This window comes from Frankia sp. CgKIO3, from assembly GCF_977946435.1.
In genome coordinates this window covers 1-3,060 of sequence record NZ_CDWTMO010000276.1, presented here as the reverse complement: position 1 = coordinate 3,060, position 3,060 = coordinate 1, and the positions used below count along the sequence as shown (strand labels likewise).

Genomic DNA, 3,060 nt, shown 5'->3' with positions numbered 1-3,060 from the left:
GCGTCCGAGACGGGACGGTGGAGATCGTCGGCAGCGGCGGCAGGATCGTTGTCGCGGGCGAGGTGGCCGGGGCGGCCACGGTCGGCGGCCCGGCAGCCGACCCGCCGGCCGGCCCCGGCGGGCGCCGCTGCCCCGCGGCGTTGAGGGTGCGGGTCCGCCGGTCCTGGACGGTGTCGAAGCCGGCGGCGATGACCGTTACCCGCACCTCGTCCCCGAGTGCGTCGTCGATGACCGCACCGAAGATGATGTTCGCTTCCGGGTGGGCCGCGTCGGCGACCAGTTCGGCGGCCGCGTTGATCTCGAACAGGCCGAGGTCCGACCCACCCGAGATGTTGAGCAGCACCCCCTGGGCCCCGTCCATGCTCGCCTCGAGCAGGGGGGACGCGATGGCCTGTTCGGCGGCGACGGTGGCCCGGTCGTCGCCGCGGGCCCGTCCGATGCCCATCAGGGCGCTGCCGGCATGGGACATGACCGTCTTGACGTCGGCGAAGTCCAGGTTGATCAGGCCGGGCGTGGTGATCAGGTCGGTGATGCCCTGGACACCGGAGAGCAGCACCTGGTCGGCGCTGCGGAAGGCGTCGAGAACGCTGATGTCCCGGTCCGTCATCGCCAGCAGACGGTCGTTCGGGATGACAATGAGGGTATCGACCTCATTACGAAGAGTGTCAATACCGGTGTCAGCCTGGGTGGCCCGGCGCCGACCCTCGAAGGTGAACGGCCGGGTGACCACACCGATGGTGAGTGCTCCGAGGGAGCGGGCGACGTTCGCGACGACCGGCGCACCGCCGGTACCCGTGCCACCACCCTCACCCGCGGTGACGAAGACCATGTCGGCCCCCTTGAGGACCTCCTCGATCTCCTCCCGGTGATCCTCGGCAGCCTGGCGGCCGACCTCGGGGTCGGCTCCGGCGCCGAGGCCTCGGGTGAGCTCACGGCCGACGTCGAGTTTCACGTCGGCGTCGCTCATGAGCAGGGCCTGGGCGTCGGTGTTGATGGCGATGAACTCGACGCCCTTGAGACCGACTTCGATCATCCGGTTGACGGCGTTGACGCCACCACCACCGATCCCGACGACCTTGATGACCGCGAGATAGTTCTGTGGGGCAGCCATGCGGTGTCGGTCCTCCAGCGGCGTCGGTGGTCGGACGGGGGTTACCCCGCCCCTGCGCCGCCGCGGGAAGGCGGAGCCACGCGGCGAGCGGGAAAGCAGTCGAAGCCTCAACCTTCACCGTCAGCTAGACGGTTACAGTTATGTCAACTTCCGACTGTGGATCGGACAGTAGGCACGGCTCCGGCGGTGGTCAAGGACGCTGTCGGCGCGTCACGACTTTCCCCGCACGGTGGCTTCGCCACCATGCGGGGGCCCCCGCCCCGGAAGGGGTCTGTGGTAGCCGTGGCTCGCCTCTGGCGACCTCCCCTGGACAGCCGGCGAGGGCTTCGTCTCAATGTACGGGTCCCGCTCAATGTACGGATCCCGGCACCCGGCCGTGCCACGGATCAAGGGACCTCACCATCCCCGGAGCCGATGATGGTGTACTGCCTCCCGTGACCGGTCAGCGCACCCAGCACGTCCATTTCCTCGGCATCGGAGGCAGCGGCCTGTCTTCGCTGGCCCAGATCCATCTCGCGGGCGGCGGGACGGTGAGCGGCAGTGACTCCGAGGACTCGCCCCGGGTGGCGACCCTACGCGCACGGGGGGTGCCGATCCGGATCGGGGCCACGCCCGGTCCGGCCGCCGTCGCCGCCGAGCTCGCCGGTGCGGATGTCGTGGTCGCGTCCAGCGCGCTGCCCGACGACCATCCGGAGATCGTCGCCGCCCGCGCGCTCGGTCTGCCCGTGCGCCGCCGTTCGGAATGGCTACCGGAGCTCACCGCCGGGTACCGGCTGGTCGCCGTCGCCGGTTCGCACGGCAAGTCGACCACCTCGGCGATGCTCACCCTGGTCCTGCGCGCCGCCGGGCTGGATCCCACGGCGGTCATCGGCGCAGAGGTGTCACAGCTGGGGGGGAACGCGCTGGCCGGCTCCGGCGACGTCTTCGTCCTGGAGTCCGACGAGTACGGCGGTGCCTTCGCGGGCCTCGACCCGAGCATCGCCGTCATCACCAACGTTGAGTGGGAGCACCCCGACGTCTTCCCCGACGAGGCATCGGTCCGGGCAGCCTTCGCCGCGTTCGCCCGACGGGTCCGGCCGGGTGGACGACTGGTTGTCTGCGGAGATCATCCCGGGGTGGTCGCCGTCCTCACCGAGCTGGGTCGCCAGCGGCCCGGCAAGGACGTCGCGGTGAATAAGGACGTCGCGGTGATCGACTACGGCTTCGAGCCGGAACGCCACTGGCGCGCGGTCGACGTCGTCACCACCGCGGGGAACGACATGACCGGGGCGACCGTCCTGCGGGCCGGCCAGGAGGTCGGTGCGCTGACCCTGACGATACCCGGCCGACACTCGGTGCTGAACGCCCTCGCGGTCCTCGCCACCGCCACCGAACTGGGAGTCGCTCCCGCCCAGACCCTCACCACCCTGACGACCTTCACCGGCGCGGCCCGACGGTTCGAGTTCGTGGGCTTCTGGAACGGCAGCACCGGCAGCACCGGCACCGGGCCCGCCGGAGGTCCGGGCAGCCTGGAGGTGATCGACGACTACGCGCATCATCCGACGGAGGTCCGTCTGACGCTCGCCGCGGCCCGTTCGCGGGCTCGGGGACGGCAGATCTGGGCGGTACTCCAGCCACATACGTTCAGTCGGTTCGCCGCGCTGCTGGATGACTTCGCGGCCGCGTTCAGCGACGCCGACCGGGTGTACGTCACCGACATCTACGCCGCCCGCGAGACCGACGACCTCGGTCTGCATGCCGTCGACCTGGTCAAGCGGGTGAGCGAGCCGGCGGCAACGTACTACGTGTCCTGGTCCGAACTCGTCGAACGACTCGCCACGGACGTCCGCGCCGCCCTGAGCGACGAGGCGTCGCGGGGGGTCCTACTGCTCACGCTCGGAGCGGGAACGAGCACCACGGTCGGTCCCCGGCTACTGGCCGCCCTGGGCTTCGCGGCGGCCGGTTGACCT

At 70.7% G+C, this 3,060-nt stretch carries 2 protein-coding genes; one reads left to right on the top strand and one right to left on the bottom strand.

The genetic code is table 11. From position 1 onward, the window contains the following. Positions 1-1,111, bottom strand: a 1,111-nt coding sequence (gene ftsZ, locus AC08OJ_RS19485) for a cell division protein FtsZ (RefSeq protein WP_476596494.1), incomplete at its 3' end; no start/stop codon positions are given. A 434-nt stretch (positions 1,112-1,545) separates the two neighbouring features. Between ftsZ and murC the strand changes: the two genes are divergently transcribed. Next, positions 1,546-3,057, top strand: a complete 1,512-nt coding sequence (murC, locus tag AC08OJ_RS19480) for a UDP-N-acetylmuramate--L-alanine ligase (protein WP_476594743.1) — start codon at positions 1,546-1,548, stop codon at positions 3,055-3,057. Positions 3,058-3,060: the final 3 nt, after the last annotated feature.